Source organism: Chryseobacterium sp. POL2 (assembly GCF_011058315.1).
In the GTDB taxonomy this organism is placed as follows: Bacteria; Bacteroidota; Bacteroidia; order Flavobacteriales; family Weeksellaceae; genus Soonwooa.
Genome location: NZ_CP049298.1, coordinates 287303 through 303658, shown reverse-complemented (window position 1 = coordinate 303658; position 16356 = coordinate 287303). Strand labels below are relative to the sequence as shown.

Below are 16356 nucleotides of genomic sequence, written 5' to 3'. Positions count from 1 at the left end.
ATAGCCTTGTTTTAATATTTAATTTCTGAATGAATCTCGTACTTCATGCCTTCGTAACCTAAGAGTTTTCGCATGAGCCCGAGTTGTCCACACAGATAATCTTCTCTGCTAATACACATTCCCACGAAATTGAGAGTGTTTTCTATGCAGAAATCAATGTTCATCCCCATAGGAAACATCTTGTCCAAATCTTCGTCTGTTGCTTCCAAAAGTTTTTGATAAACCAAAGGCGAGATATGATGAAAGTTCTTTTTTAATGCTTCCAAACTTGGGTATTTTAATTCGGTGTTCAAAGTTTTTCCTTGAAAAAACAAATCAGAATAAGGATCTTCTTCGCGAAGTCCCAAAACCCAAGCCATACCATAACGTATGTTCACAAAATTACCTGCCATCCAGATAATATGATTGGTTTTATCTTCAATTCTTTTCAAAGCATCTTCTTCAGAAACTGTATCGAGAACATTTATAAAATTCTGCGAATGCATTCTGTAAGCTGGAAGAATAATTTCTAATTTCTGTGATTTGGGTGTATCCATGAGATTATTGTTCAGAAAGTTCTTTAATTTTATTCAATCCTTTTTCAAAACCTTGATTCATAAAATCGACATAATCATCACTGGTTTTGGTATCAACATTGAGCTGTGTTTTTCCATTGTTGTCGATAAGTTCATAACGCTCTGTTATGCCAGACCACTGTTTTACTTCGTCGGAATCTTTGTCAACAATGCCATCTTTTATCATACCGAGGTGTTCAAAATTGACAAGTTCATTTTCTTTTAATTCTTTAATAGTGCTAATCATCCCATCTTTGGAATCTGCGTCTATAAATCTTGTATCGCCGCCAACTTTCCAATCGGTCTCAAAACTTGATCCTGGCGAGAAAAAAGCTGTCCATTGATTATAAGTTTTGGTATTCCAAAGAACATCCCAAACTTTTTCTTTTGGCGCATCTATCTCGATGCTGTATTTTAAATGTTTCATAAGTTTTTTTTCTAGATTAAATTATCCTTTTGGAAGTTTCGAAACGTCAGCGAAAATAATATTCCAGCCATGACCGTTGATATCCCAAAACGAATTTTGATACATCCAGCCATCGTCTTGTGGTTCTTCGTGTTGATAAGCGCCGTTTTGCAAAGCAGTATTAACGACTTTATCAACTTCTTCGCGGCTACCTAACGAAATAGCGACCAAAACCTGCGTTGTGTCGCCTTTTGCGACTGGTTTTTCGGAGAATGTTTCGAAATAGTCCTCGATCAAAAACATAGCAGAAATACTATTTTCTTTAAAAACCACGCAAACAGCTTTGTCATCAGAAAATTGTTCATTGATTTGAAAACCTAACTTTGACCAAAATTCTTTTGTCTTTTACACGTCTTTAATTGGCAAATTGATGTAAACTTCGCTAATAGTCATTGTCCTTTTTTTTAAATTACAATATTATTCTTTTGGAAACTGAGAGGCGTCCATAAAGAAAACTTCCCACTGATGTCCATCGATATCCGTAAATACACGTTGGTACATCCAACTATAATCGCGTGCCCCACTATATGATGAGCCACCGTTTTCTATGGCTATATCTAGCATATTGTCCACTTCTTCTCTCGTATTAACACAGATTGCAAGAAGTGTTTGCGTTGTATCGCCTTTCGCAATTGGCCTGTCTGTAAACGTCTGGAAAAAAGTTTCTAACAAAAACATAACATAGATGTTTTCCTCTTTCATGACGACGCAAATTCCGTTTTCGTTAGAATAAAGTTCGTCAATAGAAAATCCTAATTTCACCCAAAACGTTCTTGTTTTTTGGACATCTTTCACGGGCAAATTGACATAAATTCGAGTGATTGACACAGCTATATTGTTTGTCGTTATATTTAATTCTCAAGAAAAGAAAGAATCTTTTCGGTTGTACAATCAATTAACTTGTGATTAATCTTCCCCTCAAAATCGGGCATTAGATATGCGCCATGAGTTGCTGGTAAAATCAAAACTTCGGAATTCGGAATTAACTGATTCATTTCCAAAATATGTTCATTCAAAACAATATCTTGTGCTCCATTTATCAGCAAGGTTTTCGCTTGAATGGATTTCAAAATGTCCTCGTCCCAATTTTTAAAATTTTTCATCCTTTGGCTGTCTTTTTCGAACATATTAAGAAGTTTCTCATTACTAGGATTTAATTGTAAAAAATTATCTTGCAGGGACTTTGGCATCATTTCTAAACTTACATGTTCAAAATCTTTGAAAAAATTAGGAATCATGCCTTCCTGTTTATAAAAGGCGGATCCTATAATCAATTTTTCCACTAGTTTTGGGTGCCGATACGCAATCTGCATCACAGTATTTCCTCCATTGCTGAATCCTAGAAAAGAAGCACTTGAAATATCCAGTTGTTCTAAAAGTTCCGCAACATCGTCTGCGTCTTGTTCAAAAGTTTCAGGAGTAGATCTATGATCGCTTCTACCATGATTTTGCAAGTCGATTCCTAGGACTTTATAATATTTTGAAAGGACAGGAATTACTAGCCCAAAATCGTTTACAATAGAACCGCCACCGCCATGAATCAGTACCAAAGTTTTTCCTTCTCCATAGATTTCGTAATAGAGATTAATGCTATTAACTTGCTTAAAACCAGATTCTTTTGGTGACATTTTTTTTATTTATTCGAATTTACATTTAAGATGAATAAGCCATTTCGAGGTCTGCAATGATAATTTTTTTCATTTTAAGCATTGCATCAAAAACTTTTTTGGCTTTTTCAGAATCCGCATCATTCGTCAATTCAATCAATCGGCGCGGTGTAATTTGCCAGCTAACGCCATAAGGATCTTTCAGCCAACCGCACATACTTTCTTGTCCAGCATTTGCTGTTAACGCGTTCCAATATCTGTCGGTTTCTTCTTGATTTGACGTCATCACAACAATCGAAACACCTTCTGAAAAATTAAAATCATGCATCGTTCCGCCATCCATCGCATACAACGAATAATCGTCGATTGTGAACTGCGCATGCGCGATCATTCCTTTCAAATCGCCTTCTTGATGATCCATAATTCCATCGATTTTAGAATTTGGAAAAACCGAAGTATAAAGCGACATAGCTTCGCGACATTTTCCATTATTTTGTTGGATATACATTAAAGTCGGTACAAATTTTTGTCCCTTATGCTCACCGAGATAAAATTGCCAACTCACCCCGTATTCATCAGAAATCCACGCATATTTTTCACTCCAAGGATAAGCGCCCAAGTCCATCAAAATTTCGCCATTTTGTGAAAGTGCTTTGTAATATTTTTCAACTTCTTCTGGTGTATCACACATCACCATCAACGAAATACTTGGATTGGGTTGAAAAGTCGGTCCGCCATTCAGCAACATCATTTGTTGACCATTCATATCAAGCATAATGACCATCGGCGTATCTACTGTAATCTTGGTATTTGGGAACAAATTGCTGTATTTTTCCGCTGCTTCCTTGCCATTAGCATTAAACCAAAAACAAGGAAATATATTAGAACTAATCATAATTTTATTTTTTTACCTGAGTTGATTGTTTTGAATTAAAATTCGGTTTCGGTATATTTCTTAAAATTATTAAGAATTGCTTGCCAACCTTCGCGTTGCATTTCCTCGGGATTTTCGATTTCTGGATCGAATTGTTGAACAATTTCTGTACGATTGGCATCCAATTTTGAAAAACAAGTTTCCACCTCTCGACCGTCTTCCATGCGGTATTGTATACGTTCCAAGGTTTTCACTTCGTCATAAATACCGCCAAAGTCAAAACCAAAACTTCCATCTTTTGCCTCCATTCGGGATTTGAAAGCGCCACCTGTTCTCAAATCATTTTCTGAATGCGGACAATGCCAATCGTCATTTGCAAAACACCATTTTGTAATATGTTTTGGCTCATTGTAACTTTCCCAAACTTGGTTAATTGGTTTATTAATCTCTATTTTTACTAATATTTTATCCATAATTCAAGATTATAAAAAATACTATTATTTGTAAATATTATTAAATCAAATTTAATTAAATAATGATTTAGCTAAACTTGTCATAAGACAATTTAATTTTCTTTTAACAAAATTTATGACCACGCCAAAATAAAATGATTTGTAACTTTAAGCGGTTTTTAGAAACCTCTTATTTTTGTAACTATGACTAAAACAGCACTATTATTAAGTTTTGTATCGATTGGCATCTTTGGACAGAATTTTACCAAACAAGACACTTTAAAGGGTTCTAATACAGAATACCGTAATTTTTGGGACGTTAAAAAATACGACATCACTCTGGAAGCTGATTATCAAACAAAAAGCATAAAAGGGAGTAACAAAATCAGTTTTGAGATTACTACAGATGTGGTTAATCCAACTTTCCAAATTGATCTTCAACAACCGATGAAAACAGCAAAACTAAAAAGCAGTTTTGCCAAGAACACAACTTACAAGCATGAAGATGATTTTATTTTTATTCCCACAAAAAGGACATTTAAAAAAGGTGAAAAACTTAGCATTACCATTGACTACGAGGGCAATCCTGTAATAGCCCAAAAAGCCCCTTGGGATGGCGGCTGGATTTTCACAACAGACAACAACGGAAATCCTTGGATGACCGCTGCAGACGAAGGGATTGGCGCGAGCATTTGGTTACCTTGCAAAGATATTTGGGAGGACGAACCAGATTATGGCATTAGTTTTAAAATTATAACATCAAAAGATTTGGTCGGCGTTGCCAACGGAAAACTTATAGAAACAAAAAAATTAGGTAAAAAAACATCGTATTTGTGGGAAGTTAAAAATCCAATCAATGCTTACTCTATTATTCCATCCATCGGAAAATATGTTAATTTTAATGAAACTTTTGATGGTGAAAAAGGAAAATTAGATCTTAGCTATTGGGTTTTGGACTACAATCTTGATAAAGCCAAGAAGCAATTTTCTCAGGTCAAACCTATGATGAAGTCTTTCGAATATTGGTTCGGTGCTTATCCATTTTATGAGGATTCTTACAAAATTGTGGAGTCGCCACATCTTGGTATGGAGCACCAAAGCAATGTCGCCTATGGAAACCGATTTGAAAACGGCTATCTGGGTCGCGATCTTTCTGGTTCTGGCGTTGGGCTAAAATGGGATTTTATTATCATTCATGAATCTGGACACGAATGGTTCGCCAATAATATTACAGCGAAAGACCAAGCCGATATGTGGATCCATGAGGCTTTCACAAGTTATTCGGAAACGCTGTACACCGAAAGCCTTTTTGGAAAAGAAGATGCCAATGCTTATGTGATAGGAACCAGAAAAGCCATACAAAATGACCGACCTATTATTGGAAAATTTGGTGTTCGACACGAAGGCAGTGGCGATATGTATTACAAAGGCGCAAATATGTTGCACACCATCCGACAAGTAATAAATGACGATGAAAAATTCCGTCAAATACTACGAGGACTTAACAAAGATTTTTACCACCAAACCGTTACAGGAAAGCAAATTGAAAATTATTTCATTCAAAAATCGGGGATTAATTTACAGTCGATTTTTGATCAATATTTAACAACAACCTATATCCCAACTTTGGAATATAAACAAAATGGAACTAAACTAGAATACCGCTGGACACATACAATTAAAGGATTTACTATGCCGCTTTATCTTCCTTCAGGAGAAAGCATCATTCCTAAAGACACTTGGCAAACAACGGAATTAAAATCTTTTCAACCAGTAGAATTTAGCAAAAACTATTACATTTTATATAATAAATTATAAATCTTAAAAACAGAAATAACGTCACTCCTACAGATTGGCGTTTTTTTGGATAAATATTTTATAAAAACGATTATCTAATAAGTCAATTTTATAACTTTACTTTTATAAAATAGGATTATGAAAGTATTAATTATTACATTCGTTCTAAAATCTGTTGGTTAAAAAAATCTGAGTTTGATAAAAGTCTCGAAAATAAAAACTATTTCACCAAAAAATAACTAGCAAATAATCCATAAGTCACACTTATCTAATGGCAGATATTCAATTACTTTATAAAGCAATTAAAATTGCACAAAAAGCCCACAAAAGACAAACTGACAAATACGATGCGCCCTATCTAGGACACGTTTTCCGTGTTATGGAAGCGGGCAAAACCATTGATGAAAAAATAGTTGGCGCGTTGCATGATGTGGTAGAAGATCATCCCCAATTTTCGTTTGAATACCTTTTGGAACAAGGATTTCCGGCTTATATTGTCGAGGCTGTGGAATGCTTAACCAAACGCGATAATGGAGATCCCGAATTGCAAGAAAATTATGATGATTTTATCAAACGTATTGAAAAAAATCCGTTGGCAGTAAAAGTCAAAATCAATGATTTGAAAGACAATATGGATCTTCGCCGTTTCACAAGACCCATAGAAAGTAAAGACCTAAAACGTCTTAACAAATATCTAACTGCTTATCAATATCTTACGAGCACTTATTAATCAGCCATTGGAATATGGATATCTCTTTCGTCATCCGAAGGGTCTATCGTAAAATTGAGGGCAAAATACAAGAAATGTAAAGTGGTATTGCCTTTGGAAGCAAATTCTCTTTGGAACATATAACCTGAAGTGGCATTCATATTATCATTGAATTGGTAGCCAATTCCTGCAAAAGTCCTACTTCTTTTGAAAAATTGATCCTGTGGTCCAACAAAAACTTCTTCAAAAGCATTTGCAAAAATAGTTCCTGGTTGGACTTTGGTATTATTAAGTGGCAAAGTCGCACTTAGTCTATAACGATAGCGCTGTGTATTCGTATTTTCGTCCGTAATAGCATTGTGAAAAAAACGTTGTTCTGCCCTCAGACGGTGATCGAACTTTAAACTTTTGATACGATTTGTCAATGTATATTGTAACCAAACGCGGTGTTCTTCTTGGCTTATTTTGTGCTTTTTATAAGTTCCGTAACGTCCTACACCTATAAATGCTTGATTGTTTTTATTAATACTATAGCCAACTCCTCCTTTGGTTTCGTAGTAATCGATATAAGTATAATCTTCAATTGAGCGTGTCTGAAGTTCTACATAAGCCATCCATTTTGGGGCAAATTTATACGTAAAAGAAAGCATATTAAATCCTGAAAGATTTTCTTTGTTTTGAGCCTGCGCGACAATTCCTAAGATTATTACAAATGGAAGGAGTAATTTTTTCATGTTGCAAATTTATTCTATTTTTTAGAATTCAAAAAAAATCCTTCCGAAAATCGAAAGGATTTATATCATAAGTATTTAGCTCCCAAGTTAGCCCAACAAAAGAGATAATGGATTTTCTAAATACAACCTTAATGTTTGTAAGAATTCTGCACCTGTTGCACCATCTACCACTCTATGGTCGCATGCCAAAGATAACTTCATAGTATTACCAACAACGATTTGACCATCTTTTACAATAGGCTTCTCGATGATAGCACCTACTGAAAGAATTGCTGAGTTTGGTTGGTTGATAATTGATGTAAAGGTTTCAATCCCGAACATTCCTAAGTTAGAAACTGAGAATGTAGAACCTTCCATTTCATTAGCTTTAAGACCTTTATTTTTAGCTCTAGAAGCCATATCTTTTACCGAAGCAGAAATCTGAGTATAGTTCATATAATCTGCATTTTTCAATACAGGAACAACTAATCCGTCAGGAATTGCTACCGCCACGCCAACATTGATATTAGCATGGTGAATGATTTTATCACCAGCCCATGAAGAATTAACCTGAGGATGTTTTCTTAAAGCCATGGCTGTTGCTTTAATCACCATATCATTAAAAGACACTTTCGTATCTGGAATGCTGTTGATTTCTTTACGCGCTTGGATGGCTTTATCCATGTTAATTTCTACCATTAGATAGTAATGCGGTGCTGTAAATTTGCTTTCAGCTAGGCGTTTTGCAATAACATTTCTAACTTGAGAGTTAACGGTTTCTGTATCTTCTCCTGCCACGAAATTAACCGCTGGAGCAGCAACTACTTTTGGAGCAGGTGATGCAGAAGTTTGTGCCGCTGGCGCTTGATAATTTTCAATATCTTTTTTTACGATACGTCCACCTTCGCCAGAACCTTGTACAGACTGAATGTCAATACCTTTATCCTCGGCCATTTTTTTAGCTAGAGGTGAAATATGAACACGACTTCCGTTAGAAGATGTTGTAGCTGGAGAGGTTGAAGTTTGGGTTGACCCCGTTGGCGTAGCAGTATCTTTTGGAGCATTAGACATCGTTGCAGCTACAGGTTTGCTACCTCCTGCCACAATTGCAGATACATCTGTCCCAGCAGGGCCAATGATTGCTAAAATTTTGTCCACTTCTGCAGCATCATTTTCTGCAACACCTTGGTATAATAAAGTTCCGTTAAACTCAGATTCAAAATCCTGAACCGCTTTATCCGTTTCGATTTCTGCTAAGATGTCACCTTCTTTAACAGCATCGCCAACATTCTTATGCCATTTCGCAACTTTACCTTCTGTCATGGTATCAGAAAGTCTTGGCATTGTAATAATTTCAACACCTGCTGGCATTTCTGCAGTTGTCGCAACCTCGTTTGCAACAGGCTCAGCTCCTGATGTTTTTTCTTCTACTTTAGCATCATTATTTGCAGGCATTTGACCGCCACCGATAAGTGCAGAGATATCTTCTCCTTGATTACCAATAATTGCTAAAACATTGTCAACAGGTGCTTGCGCACCTTCTTCAACACCGATATATAATAAAGTTCCGTTTAATTCAGATTCAAAATCTTGTACAGCTTTATCTGTTTCAATTTCTGCTAAGATATCGCCTTCTTTAACTGCGTCTCCAACTTTTTTGTGCCATTTGGAAACTTTTCCTTCTGTCATAGTATCGGACAGACGCGGCATTGTGATTACTTCAGCCATAATTATATTGATTTGAGATTCGAGATTTGAGATTCGAGATTTGATCCGAAGATTCAAACGTCAAATTTCAAACATCAAATAAATAATTTAATGATTAATTTTCTAATTTATCTAAAAAAGGATAATCCTGACTTGCATAAACAAAGTCATAAACTTGTGAAGCTTCTGGATATGGAGAATTTTCCATAAACTCTATGCATTCTTCCACAAATGCTCTTGATTTTTCATCCATCGTTTCAAGTTCTGTTTCTGTTGCCCAATTATTTTCTAGAATTCTGTGTTTCACAATTTCGATAGGGTCATCTTTTTTATGCTCTGCAACTTCCTCTTTAGTCCTGTATGGCTCAGCATCCGACATCGAGTGTCCTCTATAACGGTAAGTTCTGGCTTCGATAAAGGTAGGACCATCGCCACGTCTAGCTCTTTCGATAGCTTCGTAAGCAGCTTCGGCAACTTTTTCAGGATCCATAGCATCTACAGGAAGACAAGGCATTTCGTAACCCAAACCTAGCTTGTATATATCTTCGTGATTAGCGGTTCTTTTAACGGAAGTTCCCATGGCGTATTGGTTATTTTCACAAACGAAAACTACTGGAAGTTTCCAATTCATCGCCATGTTGAAAGTTTCATGCAAAGCACCTTGACGTACAGCACCATCTCCCATAAAACAGATGTTAACTGCTTTTCTGTCAAAATATTTGTCTGCAAAGGCAATACCTGCACCCAAAGGAATCTGTCCACCAACAATCCCATGTCCACCATAAAAACGATGCTCCTTGCTGAAGATGTGCATAGATCCACCCATACCTTTGGAAGTTCCCGTGGCTTTACCACAAAGTTCTGCCAAGATTCTTTTGGGATCAACCCCCATCGCCATTGGATGTATATGACATCTATATGCTGTAATCATGCTATCTTTTGACAAATCCATAGCATGTGTAAATCCTGCAGGAATTGCCTCCTGACCATTATATAAATGTAAAAAACCTCTGATTTTTTGTTTTAAATAAAGAGAACGGCATTTATCTTCAAACCTTCTCCACATCGTCATATCCTCGTACCACTTAAGGTAAACCTCTTTGGAAAATTCTTTCATATGATTTCGAAATATTCAGCAAAAATAAGAAAATATCTTTAGTTATTGGCACAGCCTTGTTTATAATTAGTATAAGCTTAAAAATCAACCGATTTATTAAGATTAAAATCACTCCTTTTAAAAATCTAAAACGTAAATTGCAACCTATTCTAATTGGATCAATGAAAGAGAAAACATCAAAACATTCTTTACTCATCAGTATTTCGAAAATTATTTCTAATTTTTTCAATCCTATTGTTTCTTTAATTATTTATTATATCGTTTTTAATAATGCCGAAACGACTTATGATAAAGGCTTTTCTAATCTTTGGGCTTTGCTCTTAATCTTAGCTTTGCCTTGCATCGTTTGGATTATTTGGAATGTTAAAAAAGGGCGTTACACGAATATGGATGTTTCGAATCGCGAACAACGCAAAAGTCTCTATGTCGTCATCGTTTTTCTGTGCTTTATCTATTTGGCTTTTGAATTTGTCGTACATCAACACCTGGATTATGAAATTTTGTTTTTGTGGATATTATTGATTTTGATGCAAATCAGTAATTTTTTTATCAAAAGTTCTATGCACACGTCGCTCAATATTTTTGTCGCTTTTTTGTTTTTAAATTTTGACATCCGTTGGGGAATTTTTTGGTTTATACTATCTATTATTATCGGCATTACAAGAATTATCTTAAAAAGACATACCTTAGCAGAAGTCATTTCTGGTGGCAACTTGGCTTGCCTGGTTGGCGTCGCTTATTATTTGGTTAATTAAAACATGAAAAGCATGAAAATTCTTAGTTTGACAAGTTCGGAAGAACAATTGATGTTGGTCATTTGGGGGCTGGATTCTGCGTATATGAAAGACATTATGACCGCTTATCCAGAACCAAAACCCCATCAAAACACGGTTTCTACTTTTTTAAAAATATTGGTTGAGAAAAACTATTTGAGCATTGAGAAGAAAGGCCGAATTTTTAAATATATCCCAAAAATTAAATTTGAGGATTACCGCAAGTTTCAACTAGAAAATCTACTCGACCTTTTTTATAATAATGACGAGCGGCTCCTGTTAAAGGATTTAAACATTTCTGTTGCTACAACTTCCAAAATTGAAGAAGCGCCTAAAGAAGAAAAAAGTCTTGCTGAAGTTATCGAAGATAGTTTAGACGAAAATGCGAAAACTAAAGACAATATGTCTTCTGAAGTCGAAAAACATACTATCGAAAAAAACAGCAAAAAGAAAGACAAAAAGGAAAAGAAAGACAAAGACAAGAAGAAAAAGAAACATAAAAAAAGCGACTCTTAGGAATCGCTTTTTTAGTTTTATCTATAAAGAAATTGTCTCTAAAATGTCATTTCGAATGAACATTCAGCTGGTCGAAATGAGCATGAGAAATCTAATTTATGAATTGATTATAAACCCTCATCACATCATTGGCAATTTTTTCATCACTAAAATTAGCAACTGCAAAATCATAAGACCTCTCAGCGCGGCGTTGTCTTTCGGATGCATTATTCCACATAAAATTAACTTTGGCTTTGATATCATCACTATTCAAAGGATCAACATAGACTGCATCTTTACCGCCAGCCTCGGGAAGACAACTCGTATTGCTGGTGATAACCGCCGTTTTGGAAAAATGAGCTTCTATAACAGGAATACCGAAACCTTCGAACAAACTGGGATACACAAAAATGTCCGCCAATTGATAAATACAAGCCAACTCCACCATCGATACGCCTTCCAAAAACTGAACCTGCGCTGTCATATTTTCTTTTTTTATAAAGCTTAAAATTTGGTCTGCATATTTGGTTTTTCGGCCAACCACAACCAACGGAATATCAGTTCCCTTCAAGGCTTTAACGACAGAGAAAAGATTTTTTCGCTCTTCAACCGTACCAACATTCAGTACAAAACGCTCTGGCAGATTGTATTTAGTTTTAACGGCATTAAGTTCTTCTAAGGTTTTTTCGGTTTTAAAAGCTTCGTGACAACCTTGGTAGATAACTTCTATTTTAGCTTCCGGAACTTTTAAAAATTTAACAATATCGCGTTTGGTTTGCTCGGAAATAGCAATGATTTTGTCTGCAGAATGTGCTGCTTTTTTAAATTTCCAAAAATGAACTTTACGATCAAAAAAAGAGTAAAATTTGGGATAATGCACAAATATCAAATCATGGATGGTCACAATTTTCTTAATGGGTTTTTTGTTCCATTTTAAAGGTAATTCGCCCGATAATCCATGGAAAATATCTGCATCGAGATTCTGAGCATCAATTCCCATTTTAAACTGTCGAGACATATTTCCTTTAGAAATAGGCTGAAAATCTACGGCTGAAAGTTCTAGAATCTCTTTTCCACGCTCACTTTGGCGTTTTGCCAAAAGACTGTATTGGTTATCGGGAAAATATTGCGCTAACATCCGCACCAAGTCGCGCGAATAATTACCCAATCCCGAAGTGTTATTAAAAAAACGTTTGGCGTCGTATGCGATTTTCAAATTTCTCTAATTTATGATGTCTACAAACTCTTTGATGGTACAAAATTTTTGCTTGTTTTTAACCAACCATTCTAGGAACGTATCAAACCTTGCAATCATATCTTGTCCTGTATTCTTGGTTGTAAAGTTAGGCAATTTAAACTCAGAATTTTTAATATCTGCAAACTCCCAAGGATGAAAATAAATGTTGAGATAGCCATTATCCTTCCAACTTCGCTTCGCTAAATAACGGTACAGAAAAGTCGGAAAATTATGAAAGCTCAACCAAAACAAAGGGATCCGAAAAATTGGAGAAACCGAGGCTGGTATTTGGATAACCTCTTTAAGTTTAAAATAGGATTTGCTTACACCTAGATTATTGTAACGTCCTGGCAAAAAAATCGGGTTGATGGACGAGTTGTACACGTATCCTGCGGTTTTAACTTCGGTTTCATCTACGGGGCTCATCCGCGGCATACGAAGGCCGATAACTTCTGTGTCGAAAAGTTCTGATAATCGTTCTCGCGAGCTTTTAAGATGTTCATTTTTAAAATCGGAGTGAAACCATGTATGGCTTGCCAACTCGTGACCTTCTTCTAGAAGTCTATGGATAATATCTTGATTGCTCTCTGCAAAAATAACGGTTGAAAAAAATGTTGCTTTGGCATTGTATTTTTTTAATACATCTAAAATCGCAATGGTTCCGGTTCTGGAAATTTGTAGTTGCTGCTCAAGTGAAATTTGGCCGTCATATTCCAAAGGCATATCAAATTCTTCAATATCGAAACTCAGTAAAATCATGGTTTAAAAGTTTTTTGACCTAATGATATAGGTTGGTCTTTGTTTTAGTTGTCGGAACATTTTGCCCATATAGATACCTATAATTCCTAAAATGATAAGTTGTACACCTCCAAAAAACACAATAGTCATAATAAGTGATGCCCAACCCGAAATTTCAGTTTTTGTAATGAAAGCGTAGATCACGTAAGGAATATACAACATCCCAATACCAGAAAACAAAAAGCCAAGATAAGCCGCCATATACAAAGGTTTTACACTGAAAGAGGTAATACCTGTAAACGCGAATTTCAACATTTTGTTAAAATTATATTTGCTATTTCCAGAAAAGCGTTGGTCTGCTACAAAGTGTATGGCGTATTGTTTATACCCAACCCATTTTGCCAGTCCTCGTAAAAAAAGGTCGGACTCGCCAATCGTCTTGACACTGTCCACCACTTTTCTATCCATTAGCCTAAAATCCGAACTTCCTTTATCAATTTGTACATCGGATATTGCACTCAGAAGTTTATAAAAAAAATTGGACGTTTTCTTTTTAAAATACGAAATCTGCTTAGGATATTTCCGAATGGTATAGACCATGTCATAACCTTCTTCCCATTTTTTTATCATATCTACAATTAAAACAGGCGGATGTTGTAGGTCTGCATCCATGGAAATTACAATTTGTCCGTGTGCCTCATCAACACCAGCTTTTACGGCAAATTGATGTCCAAAATTGCGAGAAAATTCAATGTATTTTATTTGTGGATACTTTATGGAAAGTTCTTCTAAAATATGTTGTGTATTATCGCGACTTCCGTCATTAACAAAGATTATTTCGTAATTGTAATTTTTTAAGTCTTTAAAAACCAAATCAATTTCATGGAAAATTTTATTTAGATTTCCTTCTTCATTATAGGCAGGGATAACAATGCTGACTTGTTTCATGCAATAACTTTATAATCGGTTTCGAAATTTCTTGTCATAAGTTCATAAATAATTCTCAGCCACACAATACTACATGGTAAAGATTTTAGCGAATATTTGATGATATAATTTTCTTTAACAAATTTTGGAAATAAATCCGAACTGGAGAAACAAGTCAGAACGATAACAAATACTAACAAAGCAATATCCAAAGTTTTTTTGTTTTTTTGAATTAAAAACCAAATCATAACTCCGGCAACAGCAATAATGTATGTTGGCGACTCCGACCCAGAACTGAACAACACTGTAAACAATAAAGTCGAAGACAATATTAAAAGCTTAAATGCTAAATGTTTGTACTGACTGATTCTGATATAAGGTAAAGCAAACAATGGCAAACCAAACATCAAAAATGATAAATTAGAAATACTGGCATCTTGCAAAACACGACGTACAAAACCCATCAAGGATATATCTTGATAATTTCCAAGAACTTGGTTTTTATTGTTTTTAAGAACCAACTCTGTGTACCAATCGACATAAGATTGTATGCCAAAATGTGTCGATGAATACAGCATTGGAATTATAAAGAATAAAACACAAAATACGGCTAAAGCAAGAATGAATTTGATTTTATTTTTAATAAAGAAAAAGGCGGAAAAACCGACAATTCCGTATATTTTGACAAAGATTCCTATGGCAATTGCCAAAGCAGATTTTATTTCTTTTTGCTTGTAAATATAAGTTGCGGAAAGTATTAAAAGCCCTGTCAATGCGATATTAAACTGCAAACTCACCGCTGCGGTAATAAATTCTTGCAAGCATAACCACGCAAAAAAAGCTTTATTCTTAGAACTGAAAGGCAGATTTTTTATCGCGAAAAGAAAGACCAAAGTATTAGCAACATTCCACAATATAATCCCTAACCAATCTGGCATTATAGCAAAAGGAGCAATCAAAGCACTAAATAAAATCCCGTAATGGTTGCAATCAAAATACAAATCGGGATAATATGCATAAAGGTTGCGTTGCTGTAATGTATTGAAAAATACATTTTTAAAGATTAAATAATTATTATAAGCGCCGGGTCCTCTGTTGTACTTTGCCAAGGCCGACACGGCACTTATAACAATATAGATAATCCCTATATATCGTGGATTCGATATAAAATTCAGGAATTTGGTTTTCAAAGTTTAGTTATTAGTTTTTTATAAATAAATGCTATACCGCGACATTATTTTCTCTTAAAGCATCATTAAGAGAGGTTTTCTTGTCGGTAGATTCTTTTCTTTTTCCAATAATCAATGCACAAGGAACTTGGTATTCTCCTGCTGGGAATTTTTTAGTATAACTTCCAGGTATCACCACAGAACGCTCCGGAACATAACCTTTCATTTCCACTGGCTCATCGCCTGTAATATCAATAATTTTTGTAGACATCGTTAAACAAACATTAGCTCCTAAAACAGCTTCTTTACCCACTCTTACACCTTCAACAACAATACAACGTGAACCAATAAATGCATCATCCTCAATAATTACGGGGGCAGCTTGAAGAGGCTCTAAAACACCACCAATACCTACACCACCAGAAAGGTGAACATTTTTACCAATTTGAGCGCAGCTTCCTACCGTTGCCCAAGTATCCACCATGGTTCCAGAATCTACATAAGCTCCAATATTAACGTAAGAAGGCATCATAATAACGCCACTTGCAACAAAACTTCCGTGTCTTGCAATAGCATGAGGAACAACGCGCACGCCTTTTTCTGCGTAGTTTTTCTTCAAAGGAATTTTATCATGAAACTCGAAGGGTCCCACCTCAATAGTTTCCATTGTTTGAATAGGGAAATACAAAACCACTGCTTTTTTCACCCATTCATTCACTTGCCATCCGTTTTCTGTAGGTTCAGCAACACGAAGTTCTCCCAAATCTAATTTTTCAACAACATTTCTAATAGCATCTGTGTACTGAGTTTCTTTCAAAAGCTCTCTGTTTTCCCATACTTTTTCAATGGTTTCTCTTAATTCCTGTAAAGACATATTTAATAATTTACTTTTATTTATAATTTTGGGCGTGCCCCTTTGTTTTTCCCAAGCACTAAAGCCTTCCGAAAAAACACGCGGGTCGGTCTACGCACAGTCGCTGTTATATTGCGGACTTCGCTACCGCTCAGCCCGCAATATAAC

Annotated in this window: 19 protein-coding genes; 4 read left to right on the top strand and 15 right to left on the bottom strand. The window is 35.4% G+C overall.

Annotated features, from left to right (window positions below):
- Window positions 1–11 precede the first annotated feature (11 nt).
- The 7 genes from G6R40_RS01325 to G6R40_RS01295 form a co-directional block, all read right to left on the bottom strand.
- Window positions 12–536 carry a DinB family protein gene (locus G6R40_RS01325; protein WP_165130823.1) on the bottom strand — a complete coding sequence of 175 codons (525 nt, stop codon included), beginning with the start codon at window positions 534–536 and terminating at the stop codon, window positions 12–14.
- A 4-nt stretch (window positions 537–540) separates the two neighbouring features.
- Window positions 541–981, bottom strand: coding sequence for an SRPBCC family protein (locus tag G6R40_RS01320; protein WP_165130821.1), 441 nt, complete (start codon window positions 979–981; stop codon window positions 541–543).
- Between the two features lie 21 nt (window positions 982–1002).
- A complete protein-coding gene (locus G6R40_RS15075; protein WP_228455890.1) occupies window positions 1003–1263 on the bottom strand; it encodes a VOC family protein in 261 nt (86 codons plus the stop codon).
- Between the two features lie 174 nt (window positions 1264–1437).
- Window positions 1438–1848 carry a VOC family protein gene (locus G6R40_RS01310; RefSeq protein WP_165130819.1) on the bottom strand — a complete coding sequence of 137 codons (411 nt, stop codon included), beginning with the start codon at window positions 1846–1848 and terminating at the stop codon, window positions 1438–1440.
- Window positions 1849–1871: 23 nt separating this feature from the next.
- Window positions 1872–2648, bottom strand: a complete 777-nt coding sequence (locus tag G6R40_RS01305; protein ID WP_165130817.1) for an alpha/beta fold hydrolase — start codon at window positions 2646–2648, stop codon at window positions 1872–1874.
- A 25-nt stretch (window positions 2649–2673) separates the two neighbouring features.
- A complete protein-coding gene (locus G6R40_RS01300; RefSeq protein ID WP_228455889.1) occupies window positions 2674–3522 on the bottom strand; it encodes a VOC family protein in 849 nt (282 codons plus the stop codon).
- Window positions 3523–3557: 35 nt separating this feature from the next.
- Complete coding sequence (locus tag G6R40_RS01295) at window positions 3558–3974, bottom strand: SRPBCC family protein (protein ID WP_165130815.1); 417 nt, start codon at window positions 3972–3974, stop codon at window positions 3558–3560.
- A 183-nt stretch (window positions 3975–4157) separates the two neighbouring features.
- On the opposite strand from G6R40_RS01295, the gene G6R40_RS01290 reads away from it, so the two are divergent.
- A complete protein-coding gene (locus G6R40_RS01290) occupies window positions 4158–5771 on the top strand; it encodes a M1 family metallopeptidase (protein ID WP_165130813.1) in 1614 nt (537 codons plus the stop codon).
- Window positions 5772–6021: 250 nt separating this feature from the next.
- Window positions 6022–6480 (top strand): phosphohydrolase, encoded by a 459-nt coding sequence (locus tag G6R40_RS01285; protein ID WP_165130811.1) that lies wholly within the window; start codon window positions 6022–6024, stop codon window positions 6478–6480.
- Here G6R40_RS01285 and G6R40_RS01280 read toward each other — a convergent pair.
- The 3 genes from G6R40_RS01280 to pdhA all read right to left on the bottom strand — a co-directional run bounded on the left by G6R40_RS01280 (window position 6477) and on the right by pdhA (window position 9996).
- On the bottom strand, window positions 6477–7193 hold the full coding sequence (locus tag G6R40_RS01280; protein WP_165130809.1) for a DUF2490 domain-containing protein: 717 nt from the start codon (window positions 7191–7193) through the stop codon (window positions 6477–6479). The genes G6R40_RS01285 and G6R40_RS01280 overlap by 4 nt on opposite strands.
- Before the next feature lie 87 nt (window positions 7194–7280).
- The gene (locus tag G6R40_RS01275; protein WP_165130807.1) at window positions 7281–8900 is read right to left on the bottom strand and encodes a 2-oxo acid dehydrogenase subunit E2; all 1620 of its coding nucleotides are present in this window, start codon (window positions 8898–8900) and stop codon (window positions 7281–7283) included.
- Between the two features lie 94 nt (window positions 8901–8994).
- Window positions 8995–9996: a pyruvate dehydrogenase (acetyl-transferring) E1 component subunit alpha gene (pdhA, locus tag G6R40_RS01270; protein ID WP_165130805.1), complete on the bottom strand. Its 1002-nt coding sequence runs from the start codon at window positions 9994–9996 to the stop codon at window positions 8995–8997.
- A 161-nt stretch (window positions 9997–10157) separates the two neighbouring features.
- Between pdhA and G6R40_RS01265 the strand changes: the two genes are divergently transcribed.
- Together G6R40_RS01265 and G6R40_RS01260 are read left to right on the top strand one after the other, a co-directional pair.
- Window positions 10158–10751 carry an ABC transporter permease gene (locus G6R40_RS01265; RefSeq protein ID WP_165130803.1) on the top strand — a complete coding sequence of 198 codons (594 nt, stop codon included), beginning with the start codon at window positions 10158–10160 and terminating at the stop codon, window positions 10749–10751.
- A gap of 12 nt (window positions 10752–10763) precedes the next feature.
- Complete coding sequence (locus tag G6R40_RS01260) at window positions 10764–11285, top strand: BlaI/MecI/CopY family transcriptional regulator (protein WP_165130801.1); 522 nt, start codon at window positions 10764–10766, stop codon at window positions 11283–11285.
- A 91-nt stretch (window positions 11286–11376) separates the two neighbouring features.
- Here the strand turns inward: G6R40_RS01260 and G6R40_RS01255 are convergent, their stop codons facing one another.
- Genes G6R40_RS01255 through G6R40_RS01235 form a run of 5 tightly spaced genes read right to left on the bottom strand, consistent with a single transcriptional unit; the run spans window position 11377 to window position 16209 of the window.
- Entirely contained in the window at window positions 11377–12480 is a 1104-nt protein-coding gene (locus G6R40_RS01255; protein ID WP_165130799.1) for a glycosyltransferase family 4 protein, read from the bottom strand.
- A 6-nt stretch (window positions 12481–12486) separates the two neighbouring features.
- Entirely contained in the window at window positions 12487–13260 is a 774-nt protein-coding gene (locus tag G6R40_RS01250; RefSeq protein ID WP_165130797.1) for a polysaccharide deacetylase family protein, read from the bottom strand.
- A 3-nt stretch (window positions 13261–13263) separates the two neighbouring features.
- Window positions 13264–14187, bottom strand: a complete 924-nt coding sequence (locus tag G6R40_RS01245; protein ID WP_165130795.1) for a glycosyltransferase family 2 protein — start codon at window positions 14185–14187, stop codon at window positions 13264–13266.
- The gene (locus G6R40_RS01240; RefSeq protein ID WP_165130793.1) at window positions 14184–15356 is read right to left on the bottom strand and encodes a glycosyltransferase family 87 protein; all 1173 of its coding nucleotides are present in this window, start codon (window positions 15354–15356) and stop codon (window positions 14184–14186) included. Before G6R40_RS01240 ends, G6R40_RS01245 begins: the two co-directional genes overlap by 4 nt.
- Window positions 15357–15387: 31 nt before the next feature.
- On the bottom strand, window positions 15388–16209 hold the full coding sequence (locus G6R40_RS01235) for a 2,3,4,5-tetrahydropyridine-2,6-dicarboxylate N-succinyltransferase (protein ID WP_165130791.1): 822 nt from the start codon (window positions 16207–16209) through the stop codon (window positions 15388–15390).
- Window positions 16210–16356 lie beyond the last annotated feature (147 nt).

Bases quoted from the DNA above. Each gene is read 5' to 3' on its own strand.
- G6R40_RS01325 (WP_165130823.1), bottom strand. From the start codon at position 536: ATGGATACACCCAAATCACAGAAATTAGAAATTATTCTTCCAGCTTAC.
- G6R40_RS01320 (WP_165130821.1), bottom strand. From the start codon at position 981: ATGAAACATTTAAAATACAGCATCGAGATAGATGCGCCAAAAGAAAAA.
- G6R40_RS15075 (WP_228455890.1), bottom strand. From the start codon at position 1,263: ATGTTTTTGATCGAGGACTATTTCGAAACATTCTCCGAAAAACCAGTC.
- G6R40_RS01305 (WP_165130817.1), bottom strand. From the start codon at position 2,648: ATGTCACCAAAAGAATCTGGTTTTAAGCAAGTTAATAGCATTAATCTC.
- G6R40_RS01300 (WP_228455889.1), bottom strand. From the start codon at position 3,522: ATGATTAGTTCTAATATATTTCCTTGTTTTTGGTTTAATGCTAATGGC.
- G6R40_RS01295 (WP_165130815.1), bottom strand. From the start codon at position 3,974: ATGGATAAAATATTAGTAAAAATAGAGATTAATAAACCAATTAACCAA.
- G6R40_RS01290 (WP_165130813.1), top strand. From the start codon at position 4,158: ATGACTAAAACAGCACTATTATTAAGTTTTGTATCGATTGGCATCTTT.
- G6R40_RS01285 (WP_165130811.1), top strand. From the start codon at position 6,022: ATGGCAGATATTCAATTACTTTATAAAGCAATTAAAATTGCACAAAAA.
- G6R40_RS01280 (WP_165130809.1), bottom strand. From the start codon at position 7,193: ATGAAAAAATTACTCCTTCCATTTGTAATAATCTTAGGAATTGTCGCG.
- G6R40_RS01275 (WP_165130807.1), bottom strand. From the start codon at position 8,900: ATGGCTGAAGTAATCACAATGCCGCGTCTGTCCGATACTATGACAGAA.
- pdhA (WP_165130805.1), bottom strand. From the start codon at position 9,996: ATGAAAGAATTTTCCAAAGAGGTTTACCTTAAGTGGTACGAGGATATG.
- G6R40_RS01265 (WP_165130803.1), top strand. From the start codon at position 10,158: ATGAAAGAGAAAACATCAAAACATTCTTTACTCATCAGTATTTCGAAA.
- G6R40_RS01260 (WP_165130801.1), top strand. From the start codon at position 10,764: ATGAAAATTCTTAGTTTGACAAGTTCGGAAGAACAATTGATGTTGGTC.
- G6R40_RS01250 (WP_165130797.1), bottom strand. From the start codon at position 13,260: ATGATTTTACTGAGTTTCGATATTGAAGAATTTGATATGCCTTTGGAA.
- G6R40_RS01245 (WP_165130795.1), bottom strand. From the start codon at position 14,187: ATGAAACAAGTCAGCATTGTTATCCCTGCCTATAATGAAGAAGGAAAT.
- G6R40_RS01235 (WP_165130791.1), bottom strand. From the start codon at position 16,209: ATGTCTTTACAGGAATTAAGAGAAACCATTGAAAAAGTATGGGAAAAC.